The sequence below is a fragment of the Pseudoalteromonas sp. SG45-1 genome (assembly GCF_014164135.1).
GTDB lineage: Bacteria > Pseudomonadota > Gammaproteobacteria > Enterobacterales > Alteromonadaceae > Pseudoalteromonas > Pseudoalteromonas distincta.
The window spans coordinates 49,500-64,056 of sequence record NZ_JACJEP010000009.1 but is presented as its reverse complement, the minus strand read 5'-3'; the positions used below and the strand labels follow the sequence as shown (position 1 = coordinate 64,056).

General features: G+C 40.7%; 11 protein-coding genes and 1 riboswitch. Of the genes, 5 read left to right on the top strand and 6 right to left on the bottom strand.

Annotated features, from left to right (window positions below; translation table 11 throughout):
- Positions 1–16 precede the first annotated feature (16 nt).
- The 6 genes from H5117_RS09890 to H5117_RS09865 all read right to left on the bottom strand — a co-directional run bounded on the left by H5117_RS09890 (position 17) and on the right by H5117_RS09865 (position 8,555).
- Complete coding sequence (locus tag H5117_RS09890) at positions 17–1,252, bottom strand: cysteine desulfurase-like protein (RefSeq protein ID WP_154903747.1); 1,236 nt, start codon at positions 1,250–1,252, stop codon at positions 17–19.
- An 11-nt stretch (positions 1,253–1,263) separates the two neighbouring features.
- Positions 1,264–1,896 (bottom strand): 2OG-Fe dioxygenase family protein, encoded by a 633-nt coding sequence (locus tag H5117_RS09885; protein WP_002958808.1) that lies wholly within the window; start codon positions 1,894–1,896, stop codon positions 1,264–1,266.
- Between the two features lie 200 nt (positions 1,897–2,096).
- Positions 2,097–4,694 carry a bifunctional aconitate hydratase 2/2-methylisocitrate dehydratase gene (gene acnB, locus H5117_RS09880; protein ID WP_039488618.1) on the bottom strand — a complete coding sequence of 866 codons (2,598 nt, stop codon included), beginning with the start codon at positions 4,692–4,694 and terminating at the stop codon, positions 2,097–2,099.
- Between the two features lie 292 nt (positions 4,695–4,986).
- A complete protein-coding gene (locus tag H5117_RS09875; RefSeq protein WP_154903746.1) occupies positions 4,987–6,048 on the bottom strand; it encodes an OmpA family protein in 1,062 nt (353 codons plus the stop codon).
- A 390-nt stretch (positions 6,049–6,438) separates the two neighbouring features.
- Complete coding sequence (locus tag H5117_RS09870; protein WP_182737545.1) at positions 6,439–7,848, bottom strand: YdiU family protein; 1,410 nt, start codon at positions 7,846–7,848, stop codon at positions 6,439–6,441.
- An 8-nt stretch (positions 7,849–7,856) separates the two neighbouring features.
- Positions 7,857–8,555 carry a DNA-3-methyladenine glycosylase I gene (locus H5117_RS09865; protein WP_024597214.1) on the bottom strand — a complete coding sequence of 233 codons (699 nt, stop codon included), beginning with the start codon at positions 8,553–8,555 and terminating at the stop codon, positions 7,857–7,859.
- Positions 8,556–8,746: 191 nt separating this feature from the next.
- Positions 8,747–8,947, top strand: a riboswitch (Lysine riboswitch).
- Positions 8,948–9,137: 190 nt separating this feature from the next.
- Here H5117_RS09865 and dapA point away from each other — a divergent pair.
- The 5 genes from dapA (at position 9,138) to H5117_RS09840 (ending at position 14,526) form a co-directional block, all read left to right on the top strand.
- Positions 9,138–10,022, top strand: coding sequence for a 4-hydroxy-tetrahydrodipicolinate synthase (dapA, locus tag H5117_RS09860; RefSeq protein ID WP_182737542.1), 885 nt, complete (start codon positions 9,138–9,140; stop codon positions 10,020–10,022).
- Between the two features lie 15 nt (positions 10,023–10,037).
- The gene (locus H5117_RS09855) at positions 10,038–10,778 is read left to right on the top strand and encodes a 2,3,4,5-tetrahydropyridine-2,6-dicarboxylate N-succinyltransferase (RefSeq protein ID WP_039488626.1); all 741 of its coding nucleotides are present in this window, start codon (positions 10,038–10,040) and stop codon (positions 10,776–10,778) included.
- Complete coding sequence (locus H5117_RS09850) at positions 10,778–11,983, top strand: PLP-dependent decarboxylase (RefSeq protein ID WP_182737540.1); 1,206 nt, start codon at positions 10,778–10,780, stop codon at positions 11,981–11,983. The genes H5117_RS09855 and H5117_RS09850 overlap by 1 nt, the downstream gene beginning before the upstream one ends.
- A gap of 5 nt (positions 11,984–11,988) precedes the next feature.
- Positions 11,989–13,110, top strand: coding sequence for a succinylglutamate desuccinylase/aspartoacylase family protein (locus H5117_RS09845; protein WP_182737539.1), 1,122 nt, complete (start codon positions 11,989–11,991; stop codon positions 13,108–13,110).
- 378 nt (positions 13,111–13,488) lie between these two features.
- Positions 13,489–14,526, top strand: coding sequence for a phospholipase A (locus tag H5117_RS09840; protein ID WP_182737536.1), 1,038 nt, complete (start codon positions 13,489–13,491; stop codon positions 14,524–14,526).
- Positions 14,527–14,557: the final 31 nt, after the last annotated feature.

Genomic DNA, 14,557 nt, shown 5'->3' with positions numbered 1-14,557 from the left:
CCAAAATCAGTATTATTTAACCGAGCAGTTCATCAAATAAATTAAACAACTGATCTAGCTCTTCAATGGTGTTGTAGTGCATACAACCAATGCGCACTACGCCGCCTTTATCAAGCACATCTAATTGCTTGCACAACCCTTGCGCGTAAAAATTACCATCCCACACACAAATATGCTGCTTACCTAGAAATTCTGAAACGGCGCGTGGCTCAAGCCCTTCAAAAATTAAAGCAAAAGTAGGTGTACGCTCATTAAGGCGATCAAAATCATCAATACCAAATAACTTAATACGTGGATAATTAACTAAGCGCGTTAAAAAGTGTTCGCTAAGCGCCATTTCGTGCTGCTTAGTTTTAGCAAAAGCAACGCTTAACTTTTCGCGGCGTGAATGGCTATCGTCAAGTTCGCTAATCGCCGCAATGTAATCAACAGCTGCGATAAAACCAGCCATTGCTTCAAAGCTTTGCGTGCCGGTTTCCCAGCGACCTGGTGCTACGTCTTTAGCTGGCTCAACCTTGTAAGGCGTAAACCCGTCTAAATGTTCTTTTTTACCGTAAACCATACCTAAATGCGGGCCAAAAAACTTATACGCAGAGCACGCTAAGAAGTCGCAATCAAGTGCTTGCACGTCAACAAGTTCGTGCGGTGCATAATGTACGGCATCAACATAAACAAGTGCACCTACAGCGTGAGCAAGCTCAACAATACGTTTAATATTATTAATTGAACCTGTGGTATTTGAAGCGTAAGTGACCGCTACAAGCTTAGTGTTGCTGTTTAATAAGCTTTCAAATTGCGCCATATCTAAGCTGCAATCAGCTTCGTTAATTAAAGCCGTATTAACTTTAACGTCTTTATCTTCTGCAGCTTGTTGCCACGACGATACATTCGAGAAGTGATCGGCATTGGTTACAACTATTTCATCGCCAGCCTGCCAGTCGCGTGAAATTGCACGGCTAAAACTAAACGTAAGGCTGGTCATGTTTGGACCAAACACAATTTGTTGTGAGCTAGGTGCATTAAGTAAGTCAGCGGCGGCTTGGCGCGCATTCGCCATCAACTCAACCGTTTTATCACTTGAAAAAAACGCGCCACCTAAGTTCGAATTATAATGACCTAAATAAGCTGTCATCGCAGTAAGCACCGATGTTGGTACCTGCGAGCCACCTGGTCCGTCTAAAAATATTGGCGATTTACCATCAACGTTCTGCATTAATGCTGGAAACTGCTCACGTAATTGCGTTATGTTCATGCCTAACTTCCTTAAGACGTTAATACAAAACAATCCAGGTAACCTGGTTTGCTAGCATCAATTTTGTTCATAGGTGTTGCGTTATGCCACACTTGACGGTCGTTTATTAATGCAAACATGCCGTCTTTTATTTCCATTTTAAAACAAGGCTCAGCTTGCTTGTTTTCGTATACAAGCAGTTCGCCACCTTCTAAGTTCTCGTGAGAAACACCGCATATACATACATGGTCAAAACCATCTTGATGCACGCCTTCTGGCGCTGCAGGTGTATCGCTATCAATGGCAAGCATGCGGAACTGATGAATTTCAATATCACGCTGCTCATCAATACCGGTAAGTTGGCGAAACTCATTTACAATGCTTTTCATGCCCTCTGACTCAAGTAAACTTTGCTCTAAATTTTCGTAAGTACGCTCTACATTGCCTTGAAAAGTATTAATTGAATCATCTTGAACAAATGCTTTGGCTTGCTGTAGCTTTATTTCACCATTTTGCATTTTTACTACTGAATAACGACGTTTACGAAAGGCACCATCTGCATAAAGGTTTGCAGGAAGGTTATCAAAAGAAGGTTTAACCAAATCAATATTTGCTTGGTTAACAAAACGTAGTTGCAATAAATTCTGGTTGTTTAATGCTGTCATAAAATCTCGCCTAAAATAATGAGAATATTGATAAGGATTTTAATGCATTTTGATAGGAATTTTTGCGCGATTAATTACTTTAAAAGCAATTTAAGACTAGAGTTAATACAATAATACAAAAAAAGAAGCATGAACTATCTAATATTTGTTTTAGCCAATAAAAAACCCGCCGAAGCGGGTTTTTAAACAAACTCTAAAAGTTATACAGCTTGTTGAATAATCACATTGTCTGCTTTTTTAGTGTAAGCAGGCATACGGTGGAAGTTTAAGTAACGGTAAGTATCTGCAGCCGTTGCATTAATCTTCGCTGCGTATTCTTGGTACTCAGCTGGAGTAGGTAGTTTACCTAAAATAGCCGCTACTGCAGCAAGTTCTGCTGAAGCTAAGAATACGTTCGCGCCATTACCTAAACGGTTAGGGAAGTTACGTGTAGAGGTAGACACAACCGTTGCTTTGTCTGCAACACGTGCTTGGTTACCCATACATAGTGAACAACCTGGAGTTTCGATACGTGCACCTACACGACCAAAGATACCGTAGTAACCTTCGTCTGTAAGCTGATCTTTATCCATCTTAGTTGGCGGGGCAACCCAAAGCTGAGTTGGGATACGACCTTTAAAGCCATCTAGTAACTTACCTGCTGCGCGGAAGTGACCGATGTTAGTCATACAAGAACCGATGAATACTTCGTCGATTTTCTCGCCAGTAACATCAGATAATAAACGTGCATCATCTGGGTCATTTGGAGCACAAAGGATTGGCTCTTTAATATCTGCTAAATCGATTTCAAGTACATGTTTGTACTCTGCATCAGCGTCAGCTTCCATTAGTTCTGGGTTAGCTAACCAATCTTGCATTGCAGTAATACGACGCTCAATAGTACGTACATCGCCGTAACCTTCAGAGATCATCCATTTAAGCATAACAATGTTTGATTCTAGGTATTCTGCGATAGACTCTTTAGAAAGTTTAACCGCACAACCTGCTGCAGAACGCTCTGCAGATGCATCTGATAGTTCGAACGCTTGCTCAACAGTTAGGTGTTCAACGCCTTCAATTTCTAGTACACGACCAGAGAATTCGTTAATTTTACCTTTTTTCTCAACTGTTAATAAACCTTCTTTAATACCGAAGTAAGGGATTGCATGTACAAGGTCACGTAAAGTGATACCTGGTTGCATTTCACCTTTAAAGCGAACCAAAATTGACTCAGGCATATCAAGAGGCATAACACCTGTAGCTGCTGCGAATGCTACTGCACCCGAACCTGCTGGGAATGAAATACCTAATGGGAAACGTGTATGTGAATCACCACCAGTACCTACAGTATCTGGTAATAACATACGGTTTAACCATGAGTGAATTACACCATCACCTGGGCGAAGTGACACACCGCCACGGTTCATGATGAAATCAGGAAGCGTATGGTGAGTGTTTACATCGATTGGTTTAGGGTAAGCCGACGTATGACAGAAAGACTGCATTGTTAAATCTGCAGAAAAACCTAAACATGCTAAGTCTTTAAGTTCGTCACGTGTCATAGGACCTGTTGTATCTTGCGAGCCAACAGTTGTCATTTTAGGTTCACAGTATTGGCCTGGGCGAATACCTGGAACGTTACACGCTTTACCAACCATTTTTTGCGCTAGTGTGAAGCCTTTTTCAGACACTTCTGTCACTGTTGGTACTTTAAATACATCAGTTGGACCTAGGCCAAGTGATGTACGTGCTTTATCAGTTAAACCACGACCAATGATAAGTGGTATACGACCACCAGCACGAACTTCATCTAAAATTACATCAGATTTAAGTTCAAAAGTTGAGATTACTTTGTCAGTACCGTGGCTCTTAACAACACCTTCGTACGGGTAAATATCGATTTGCTCACCCATGTTAAGCTCATCAACATTTAATTCGATTGGTAATGCACCTGAATCTTCCATTGTATTGAAGAAGATTGGAGCAATTTTATTACCTAGACATACACCGCCAACACGCTTATTTGGTACGAATGGGATATCATCGCCCATGAACCAAAGTACAGAGTTAGTTGCAGACTTACGAGAAGAACCAGTACCAACAACATCACCTACATATGCAAGTGGTAAGCCTTTAGTTTTTAATTCTTCAAGCTGAGAGATTGGACCTACTTCGCCTGGCTTGTCTGGTGTAATTCCATCACGTTCAATTTTTAGCATTGCTAAAGCATGAAGTGGGATATCTGGACGAGACCATGCATCTGGTGCTGGTGATAAGTCATCAGTATTTGTCTCGCCAGTTACTTTAAATACAGTAACTGAGATCTTTTCAGCAACAGCTGGCTTATTAGTAAACCATTCTGCATTTGCCCAAGACTCAATAATTTGCTTAGCGAATGTATTACCCGCTTTTGCTTTTTCTTCAACATCGTAGAACGCATCAAACATAAGTAATGTATTTGAAAGGCCTTTAACTACGATTGGTGCAAGTGTTTCGTCATCAAGTAGGTCAATCATTGGCGCGATATTGTAACCGCCCAGCATTGTACCTAATAATTCTGCCGCTTTTTCTTTAGAAACAAGTGGAGAATTAGCTTCACCTTTAGCTACAGCTGCTAAAAATCCCGCTTTAATATAAGCAGCATCATCAACACCAGCTGGTATACGCTGAATGAACAAATCTAAAATGAATTCTTCTTCACCTGCAGGTGGGTTTTTTATTAATTCAATAAGATCAGCAGTTTGCTGAGCATCTAATGGCGCTGGTACGATACCTAACGCGGCACGTTCTTCTACGTGTTTACGATATTCTTGTAGCACAATATTGCCCTCTTGGTGACGTGAAAGTATCCGGTAGCGCTTTGGGCGCAAATAAGTTACCCAATACTTATAGTATTCTAACGCGTAATTATAAAGCTTTTATGGATAGATGAAAATCCATCCAGTTGCGCAACTGATTATACCGATTATAAATACTATGAATAGTGGTTGTGGTAAAAACTATTTTCATGAATACTTATTAAGTAAGAATCATTACCATTAACTAATATTAATTTATTACAGGCATAAAAAAACCCAGCACTTGGCTGGGTTTTTATTACAAACTACTTAATTAACGTAAAACTTTAACGTTTTTGATAGTTTTGATATGCGCTTCTACACGACGGTTTTCTGCGTTTGCAGCTTTAGTGTTTGCATCATTTTTAAGACGCTCTTCACCTAAACCAACTGTAGTAATACGGTCTTCAGCAATACCATCAGCAACAAGTTGCTTAGCTACAGCATCAGCACGTTTTTTAGATAACCATTTGTTGTAAGTTGCTTTACCTACAGCAGAAGTGTGACCTTCTAATAGTACTGTTGTATCTGGGTACTCTTTTAAGAATGCAGATACTTTTTCAATATCATTTAAGTATTGAGTAGATACTGCTGAAGCATTGTTAGGGAAAGTCACTAATAAGCTTACTGTTACTTCTTTATCTTCATATAAAGTACAACCAGTACCATCTACAGCATCAGTCATAGGTGTGTTAGCACACTTATCATCTGCATCAGGAATGTTATCGTTATCGCTGTCTACAGGAGCTACAGCTACTTCAACTACTTTAGGCTCTGGAGCTGGTTTTACTGGCTCTACAGGAGCAGAGTTTTGGCCAAATAAGTAGTTAATACCAATTTTAGCACCAACATCTGTGTAACCACGGTCAAGACCTTGGTATACAGCTGTTTCGGCATTTACAAATAAGCCATCTGTAATGAAATGTTGGTAACCAACACCTGCATTTAAGAATGTGTTGTCATCAACTACGTCAATTTCTTTAATACCGAAAAGACCATAGAAAGGACCGCCGTCTAAATGGTAAAGAGCATCAATACCGTAACGCTCGCCATCAATATTGTTACGGTTGCCAGCAACTTTATCAAAAGCATTAAAATCCATGTCTGCATATTCAAGACGTGCGCTCCAGTAATCACTGAAACGGTAACCAGCTTCAACACCCCAGCCAGTTGATTCGTTTACGTCAAGACCGGCTTGGTCACGCATGTTTTTCCAAGATGCGTCATAGTAGTCGCCAAATGCGCCAATGTAGAAACCTTCTTCTTTATCAGCAGCGAATGTAGATGCGCTAGTTGCAGCCAACGCGATTGCAATTGTAAGTGATTTTAATTTCATTGTTTTCTTCCCATTTGAACAATTTTAAATTGTAGCTAATCGATACTAGCTCAATCAGTTTTATATAGACTAACTGAGCCTTTGTTAATCAATACTTAACGAAAAATAAAGTTTATAACTTTTTTCTATGCCTTGTCGCAACACACATCCACTTACTATAGGCGAAATTAAAACTTTATTGAAAAATAAATATAGTAGTTTATTGTAAATTAGTACTTAGCAAGGAATGTAAGAGCAATTAAATTAAATGCACTTATAAATGCAAAGAAATATTGCTTGGTTTTAATTGTGCGCATAATACCACCAGAATTAGCATTCCCCTAGGTATATGCGCATGTTTGATTAAAAAATGACTCTTTTTAATCATGCGGTTATATTTAAAGTTAAGTATTAAGTACCACAAAAAGTCTGGTAGTCATTATCATTCGTCGGTGGAGAGCAAAATTCTGATAACTCTTCACTGTTAGAATATGGATTGCTGGCTATTTTTATAAAGCGCTGTAGCAACTCGCTGGATCCTGTAGCGTTATATTGTGCAATTATTTCTTCGATCACATGATTACGCGGTATTACACGAGGATTTGCCGCTCTCATTACTTCATAACTATTATCGTCAGTTAAACTTACCCACTTAGCTCTCCATTCAATTAGCGACTCAGGTACGCTTTTTTCTCCTTTTAAGGATTCAGTAAGCGCATCAAAGGCATTGGTGTAGTCGAGCTGATTATCTTTTAATAGCGTTAACAACTCTGCTATTAACTCGCCACTACTATCGCTAGATTCATTTAAACCCAGTTTTTGTGCCCACATAGCCGTAAACTCAGTATTAAACTGCTCAGCAAAACTATTAATAAATGGCGTCATTAATGAAACCGCTTGCTCGTCATCATCGCTAATAAGCGGTATTAAACTCTCAGCTAAGCGTGCGCAGTTCCAGTTAGCTATATTAGGTTGATTACCGAATGCATAGCGGCCTTGTTTGTCTATAGAGCTAAATACGGTATCAAAATCAAAGCTATTCATCATGGCACACGGACCGTAATCAATGGTCTCTCCGCTAACTAGCGTATTATCTGTATTCATTACTCCGTGAATAAAGCCAACACGCATCCAGCTCACAACTAGCTTAACTTGGTTTTTAATCACAGCGCCTAAAAATGCTAAATATCGCTGCGAACCTGTATCGGTTATTTCTGGGTAGTGTCGCTCTATAGCTAAATCGGCTAAATTTTTAAGCCCTTCAACATCGCCTTGCGTCGCTAAATATTGAAACGAGCCAACACGAATATGACTAGTTGCTACACGCGTAACGATAGCCCCTGCTTGTGGCGGATTACGATAAACCGTTTCACCACTACCAACAACCGCTAAGCAGCGTGTGGTTTTAACTCCCAGCGCATGCATTGCCTCGCTCATTACGTATTCACGAATAGCAGGACCAAGAGCACAACGTCCATCCCCACCTCTTGAGTAAGGAGTAGCACCAGAGCCTTTTAATTGAATATCCCATAACTGGTTTTCATCATCACTAATAGCGCCCAGTAAGTGCGCTCGTCCATCACCTAAGCGTTGTGAAAAATGTCCAAATTGGTGCCCAGAGTAACCAAGTGCTACTGCAGGAATCGCCTGTTTTTCGTTACCGCTAAAAGTGCTGGCACGTAAATCAGCCGCAACGTTAATATTAAACTCTTTTGCTAAACTCTCGTTCCACAGCAATAACTGAGGAGAGGCGACACTTGCAGGGAAATCTTCTATCGCGAAGTTTTCTGCAACATCTGTGTATCTTGGCACTAATTTCATTGTAATTCCTATTGTTGCTGACTTATACCAACACGGTTGTCACCTACGCCATAAGCAACAATTAAGCTTAACTCTTGCATACTTAAGCCACTTTGCTCTTGCATTTCGTTAAAAAAAGCTTGGGCTGCATTTAGTGACTTTTTAGTTTGTAGGCCGCCGTCTATAATTTTATGGGCACGCAAATAATTCTCTACATCGCGTGATAGTAAAAATGTATCTTTACCAAGTGCTCGCAGCGCATAAGGCCCTGTATTTCCGCCTAAACGCGAACCATGCTTTTTTAAATATGCCCACAAACCAATAATATCGTCTGTCGGCCAATTAGCGATAAACTGGCTAAAACTGCCATGTTCCCCTGCTATTTCGTGGATCATGTAAGCATTTTCGGTAATTGTTTTTACTTTTTTATAGTTACGAACAATGCGCTCATCCGTTGCTTTTTGTTCCAGCATATCTGGTGGCATCATTAATAACTTATCAACGCTAAAATCCCAAAAAACCTCTCTAAAGCCTGCCCACTTATTATTTATGACTGACCAATAAAAGCCGCTTTGAAATACTTTTCGAGTAAATTCTTCAAGCCAATCGTCGTCACTTAACGTGCTTAGTTGTTTTTTAGATAGCGGTTTTGCAAGTAATAACTTAAGCATTTTTTCAGAGCCTTTTCGCTCTACCGCTCGCTTATAAATATCGCTAAATTTTTCCATACTAATTAAATACCTCACTACTTATATTGCTAGTGTACGAGAAAAGCACCTAATACGTAACCACCCCTCTTTTCGATGAATTAATCTGTATTTAGTCGCTTGACACCTAGACGGCTAAAATGCTTTAATCGCCGTAATTACCCTATTTAAATTGCACAGGTTTGTAAGTTTTACCCTACAAACAGGTGCAAAGGGCTAGAAGAGGTGCGTTATTCAGGTAGCGTATGTTAGGAGCGCAAACTCCAGTAAGCATACGTGAGGGGAATTAACGCCGAGAAGTAACCACTTTTGCGAGGTGTTTATTTCGGGCGACTAGGTTGAACCCTAGCGACTGTCACCAATAGCTGCTTATAAAAAGCAGCTTGTTAGTTTGGTGGAGAGCTTCTGGTCTTAAATATTAAGGCCGTGCGCCCTATTATTTTAAGCCCATTCGCTCTTCGAATTATTAGTTCGAACGACGTTAATGCGGCTCCTTCCATAAAGCTTTTTAACTCTTCGAATAATACCAATTGCATTAAATTAGTTATCGCTAAAATGATCACGTTTTTAATAAAATTGGTACAAATTATAAGTTCGTGAGAGATGATCAACAACTTCAATTTAAACGACTACTCACTGTGGACCGCGCTCGTAACGCCATTTGATCAACACGGCGATGTTGACTACAACACGTTAACTAAGTTGGTTAGCGATCAAGAAGCGGCACATAACGGTATTTTGCTACTTGGCAGTACGGGCGAAGGTTTAGCACTAACGCTAAAAGAGCAACAAGCCATTGTTGAGCACGTATGCCAGCTAAAACCAACAGTACCACTCATGGTAGCTGTGGGCGGTAGTAACTTAAAGCAACAAATTGAGTGGGTTAACTACTGTAATACACTCCCAATTCATAGCTTTTTACTTGGCTCACCGCTTTATGCAAAGCCTGGCGCTGTAGGTCAAACTCATTGGTTTGAAAGCCTACTAAATGCAAGCGCTCACCCATGTATGCTTTATAACGTACCAGGTCGAAGCGCTGTTAGCATCCCAGCGGCAACAATTCAAAACTTACAAAACAATAAAAATTTATGGGCGTTAAAAGAAGCGAGCGGCAGTATTGCTCAGTTTGAAGCTTACCGCCAAGCGGCGCCTAATTTAGCTATTTTTAGTGGCGACGATGCGCTAATGCCTTATTTTGCTCAAGCTGGCGCAAAAGGTTTGGTGTCGGTAGCTGCAAACGCATGGCCTGAACAAACTCACGAGTTTGTTAAGCGCAGTTTAAGTGGTCAACACCCTAATTTATTTGCCCAGTGGTCAAGCGCTATTAATAGCCTGTTTGCTGTCGCAAACCCTATTCCCGTAAAGGTACTGATGCATTTGCAAGGCCGCTTAAGCAGCCCGCAACTTCGTCCACCTTTAACACATCTTGAGTTAACTCAAACCGATTGCATCACAACTGCAAACAACACCATTTTATCTTGGCATTAAATACAGGTTTTTATAATGAGCTGGTTAGAACTATTAAATAATTTAGAATCGGGCGCAGTACGCGCAGCATCACAAAACGAAAGCGGCCAATGGCAAGCTAACGTAGAAGTAAAGCAAGGCATTTTAGAAGCCTTTAAAAATGGCACTAATACTGAGTTTGCAGGCGGCTTTGTTGATAAACATAACCTAGCTCCGCAAGAATTTAGTACTGATGATGGCGTTCGTATGGTACCAGGTGGCTCAAGTGTTCGCCGTGGTGCTTATGTTGCTAAAGGCACGATTATTATGCCACCAGCGTATGTAAACATTGGTGCATATATCGACGAAGGCACAATGGTAGATAGCCACGCATTGGTGGGTTCTTGTGCACAAGTAGGTAAAAACGTACATTTAAGCGCTGCAGTTCAGCTTGGTGGTGTGCTTGAGCCAATTGGTGCAAGCCCAGTAGTGGTTGAAGATGACGCATTTATTGGTGCAGGCTGTGTTATTGTTGAAGGCGTAGTCATTAAAAAAGGCGCAGTACTTGCCCCTGGCGTGCGTTTATCAGCAACTATTCCAGTATACGACTGCGTAAACGAGCGCCAACTTGATAAAGGCGAGCCAATCCCAGAGTACGCGATTGTAATACCGGGCTCTCGCCCTGCGTCAAACGAATGGGCGCGCGAGCAAGGCCTAAGCATGTCGTGTGCGTTAATAGTTAAATACCGCGACGAGAAAAGCGATGCATCGTTATTGCTTGAAGAGGTTTTACGATAATGAGCTTTTTGAGCACGCCTATCAAAACCGCTGTAAATACGATTACACAGCAACTTGATACACCTTTTTTTGTTTACGACCTAGATCAACTAAACACGCATCTTGCGCGTTTAGTTGCGCAAACCGATGTAAAACTGTGGTACGCGGTAAAAGCAAACCCACTGTCTAAAATTATTCAAAGCTTAGACAGTGCTGGCTTTAATTTTGACGTAGCAAGTAAAGGTGAGCTTGAGCAAGTACTAGCACAAGGTATTAGCTCGCAGCGCGTGCTCAACACAGGGCCTGCAAAAAGCCCTAAACAAATAAAACACTTTATTGAGCGCGGCGTGCGTATATTCGTAGCAGAAAGCCTCAATCAAGTACGTTGGTTAAACCAACAAGCGCAACGACAAAACACGCAGTTACAAGTATTACTGCGTGTACAATTACGTTGGCCTGAAGGTGAAAAAAACCCACTGGGCGGCGACAGCCTTACGCCGTTTGGTTTGGGTTGTAATGAATGGCAAGCACTCAATGTAGCTGACTACCCTGCGCTTAAATTTGACGGCCTGCATATCTTTCAGTGGGGCAACATGCTTAGCACGCAAAAACTAAGCGACTTGTGGTCACAAATGATTGCACCTCTTAGCCAACTTGCCAGCGATTTAAATATTAGCCTTAAAATTTTAGATTTAGGTGGCGGTTTAGGTATTCCTTATACACAAAACGAAGCAACACTTGATTGGGATGACTTGATTGCTGCGCTCGCTAAAATTAAAAATGATGCGGGTGTAGAAGAGCTATGGATGGAACTTGGTCGCTATGCCGTTGGCGAATGCGGTCATTACGCAAACCCAGTAGTAGAGCGCAAACAAAACTACAATCAAGAACAAGTAATTTTAAGCGGCGGTATAAATCACTTATTACGCCCTGCTGTTACCAGCCAGGACTTTCCTGCTGCATTACTGCGTGAATCCAATGCTAAAACTCAAGCGGTCACTTTATATGGCCCACTTTGTACAGCGCTTGACTGCTTGGGTGAACATAACTTACCAAGCGATTTAAATGAGCACGACTGGCTAGTGTTTAGCCAATGCGGTGCTTACGGCTTTACCGAAAGTATGCCGTATTTTTTATGCCATGAGCTAGCTGCTGAGTACACATTGCAAAACGGTACACTTACCTGTGTTCGCCAAGCCGAAAATGCCAGCCATTATTTAAGGTAACAAGTATGAGTAATACAACACACATTAGCCAAGAGAACATTGTAGTAGGGGAAGTTGCAAACGGCTTACCACTTACAATTCCTGTGTATCGTTTAAAAGGTGATGGCACAGGGCCAAGTGTTTACATTCAGGCCAATATGCATGGCGCTGAAGTGCAAGGTAACGCAGTTATTTTTCAGCTGCTTGAGCAATTAAAACACCTTAACCTTAATGGCGATATTACCCTTGTACCTTATGCAAATCCGATTGGCTGTAATCAAAAATCTGGCGAGTTTACCCTTGGCAGGTTCGATCCGATTACGGGCACTAATTGGAATCGCATGTATCACTACAATAAAAATTTAGTGGCACAGTTTGCACAAAATCATACTCAGTATGACGACGCTACATTAAAAAGTAACTTCAAACAGGCACTTATTGACGAAGTAGACAGCAAACTTAACGGCCCTGCTTATTTACTCAATACGGGTAAACGCATTGCGCTTAACTTACAAAAGCTCGCTCATCAGGCTGATATAGTACTCGATTTACACACAGGCCCTATTTCAAGCAAGCATCTGTACTGCCCAACCTATGCAACCGACAGCGCACGTTACTTTAATATTGAACATGTATTGCTTATTCCTAGTGATTTTGACGGCGCTATGGATGAAGCTAACTTTTGCCCATGGTGGCATTTAAGTGATGCGCTTAGCGGACAAGGTCGCGAATTATCAATAGCTGTAGAAGCATTTACTGTAGAGCTAGGCAGCCAAGAAAAAATAGACTTAAAAGAAGCATTAAACGATGCAAACAGCATTTTAAGTTACTTAAATCACAAAGGCGTATTACAAAACGCACCGCATACGCCAGCCAATATGACTCGTTATGCATGTAATTTAGATGACTACTTTGCTTATTACGCCCCTATTGGCGGCATGGTTGAATACTTAGCCCCACTTGGCGGGCACATTAAAGCTGGTGAGCCTATTGCCAATATTTTACGCATGGAGCGCTACTTAAGTGAGCAACCATTGCAAACACTTACTCTTGATTGCGATGCAATTGCTATTTTGCACTTTGCCTCAGCGAGTGTTAATCAAGGTACCGAGCTTTATAAGTTTTTTACTAACATATTTGAGCTTTAGCTCACCCTTCTCATTGCGTGAGAGTAATACCAATTGCATTAAATTAGTGATCTATTATAGCGATAAGGAAATAGCTTAATAACAAGGCTAAAATTATGGTACATAGTTGTTCTATATAAATAATTTTTAACGTAGTTAGTGAGTTATTTAATACGCTAGAATGATCATGTTTTTAACAAAATTGGTATAAATTAACTAAAGTAGTTAATTTGCATTAGAAAAGCGGCTTAGGCCGCTTTTCTTTTGATCTATATTTACTTTGTATACGTATGGACCTTGTTATGAATACAAATTCAGTAAAAGTTCACCGTTACATATGTAAAAAGACGTTATAATTAAATTAACGCATACAACAACCCAAACTCACAAGGAATTACAATGAGCTGGCGCCACTGGATAACTCTTTCTGCTTTAATTAGTACCGCTACCTTCGCACAAGAAGAAGAAGTTGCTACAAACGAGCAAGACAACGACATCGAGCTTGTAAAACAGTGTATTTTAAATGAAGTGATTGGTGGAGATGGCAAGCAAACTCTCGATGACTTGCGTAAAAAGTGCTCATCCCTTGAAGAAGACAAACAACTTACCGCGCTTGATAAACGCCAAGCTCGTGAAGAAGTCGGTAAAAAAAATAGAAACGTAATTACGCCACATAAGCGTAACTATATTTTACCGCTTTCGTATGTATCACACCCAAACGATCGTCCTTTTGATGGTTTTGACGAATTAACAGATGATAACGATGGTGAGCCACTAGACAACCTAGAAGCAAAATACCAGCTTTCAATCAAAGTGCCTCTATATGATGATTTTTCTGATGAAGACCAAGCCATATTTTTTGGCTTTACTCTGCAATCTTACTGGCAGCTTTATAACTCAGAAATCTCTTCTCCATTTCGTGAAACCAACTACGAACCAGAAATATTTTGGATAAACTACCTCGATCCAGAAAACGTATTATGGGGCGACGAAATGGCAATCGCATTAGGTATTTCGCACCAATCAAACGGTCGAAGCCAACCAAACTCACGTTCGTGGAACCGTATTTACGCAGACTTTATTTGGGAAAATAGGGGCTTTGTTTTTAGCTTTAAACCTTGGTATCGCATAGCTGAGGACGAAAAAGAAGATATTTTAGAAGCCAATGGCGACGACAACCCAGACATATACAAATACATGGGTTACTTTGAATTTAGCGGCGCGTATCGTTTTCATGACCATGAATTTAGCTTTATGACGCGTAACAATTTAAATTCAGATAATCGCGGTGCAATTCAACTCGACTGGTCGTTTCCTTTATGGGGTCGCGTTCGTGGTTATGCACAATACTTTAACGGTTATGGCGAAAGCTTAATTGATTACAATGCGGATGTAGAACGTATTGGTGTCGGTATATTATTAACCGATTTGCTGTAATACTTCCCTAAGTTTTACGCACAAAAAAGCC

What these genes read in the sequence shown, in the direction of transcription:
- H5117_RS09890 (WP_154903747.1), bottom strand. Translation starts at nt 1,252, where the DNA reads ATGAACATAACGCAATTACGTGAGCAGTTTCCAGCATTAATGCAGAAC.
- H5117_RS09885 (WP_002958808.1), bottom strand. Translation starts at nt 1,896, where the DNA reads ATGACAGCATTAAACAACCAGAATTTATTGCAACTACGTTTTGTTAAC.
- H5117_RS09875 (WP_154903746.1), bottom strand. Translation starts at nt 6,048, where the DNA reads ATGAAATTAAAATCACTTACAATTGCAATCGCGTTGGCTGCAACTAGC.
- H5117_RS09870 (WP_182737545.1), bottom strand. Translation starts at nt 7,848, where the DNA reads ATGAAATTAGTGCCAAGATACACAGATGTTGCAGAAAACTTCGCGATA.
- H5117_RS09865 (WP_024597214.1), bottom strand. Translation starts at nt 8,555, where the DNA reads ATGGAAAAATTTAGCGATATTTATAAGCGAGCGGTAGAGCGAAAAGGC.
- dapA (WP_182737542.1), top strand. Translation starts at nt 9,138, where the DNA reads ATGATCAACAACTTCAATTTAAACGACTACTCACTGTGGACCGCGCTC.
- H5117_RS09855 (WP_039488626.1), top strand. Translation starts at nt 10,038, where the DNA reads ATGAGCTGGTTAGAACTATTAAATAATTTAGAATCGGGCGCAGTACGC.
- H5117_RS09850 (WP_182737540.1), top strand. Translation starts at nt 10,778, where the DNA reads ATGAGCTTTTTGAGCACGCCTATCAAAACCGCTGTAAATACGATTACA.
- H5117_RS09845 (WP_182737539.1), top strand. Translation starts at nt 11,989, where the DNA reads ATGAGTAATACAACACACATTAGCCAAGAGAACATTGTAGTAGGGGAA.
- H5117_RS09840 (WP_182737536.1), top strand. Translation starts at nt 13,489, where the DNA reads ATGAGCTGGCGCCACTGGATAACTCTTTCTGCTTTAATTAGTACCGCT.